The organism is Tritonibacter sp. SIMBA_163 (assembly GCF_046535935.1).
Classification (GTDB): Bacteria; Pseudomonadota; Alphaproteobacteria; order Rhodobacterales; family Rhodobacteraceae; genus Epibacterium; species Epibacterium scottomollicae.
Genome location: NZ_JAWJBP010000449.1, coordinates 1 through 272, shown reverse-complemented (window position 1 = coordinate 272; position 272 = coordinate 1). Strand labels below are relative to the sequence as shown.

General features: G+C 55.1%; 1 protein-coding gene. It reads right to left on the bottom strand.

The annotated features are described in order from the left end of the window. Positions 1–272, bottom strand: a 272-nt coding sequence (locus tag R0J92_RS23075; RefSeq protein ID WP_411053385.1) for a hypothetical protein, incomplete at both ends; no start/stop codon positions are given.

The following is a 272-nucleotide window of genomic DNA, read 5'->3' as shown; positions in this document are numbered from 1 at the left end:
CTGTGCTTCAGAGCGCGTTGTCTCATGCTGATTCCAGCTGATCAAAAACCAGGCGCTCATGCTGAGCGCAACGCCCAAGATACCTGCAGCGACAGCGGCTTTACTCAATGAAGCGGCGAGATGCGGAATGTGTCGGCTGACCATGATCATGGCGAGGCCAAATGAAAAGCAGAGCAACCCAGGAAGTAGGGCGCTGGCTCTGGGTAGCCAAGCGGGAATCGCGATGCCTGTATGATAAGCCAGCGTAATGCAGCCGATGATCCACAACACAA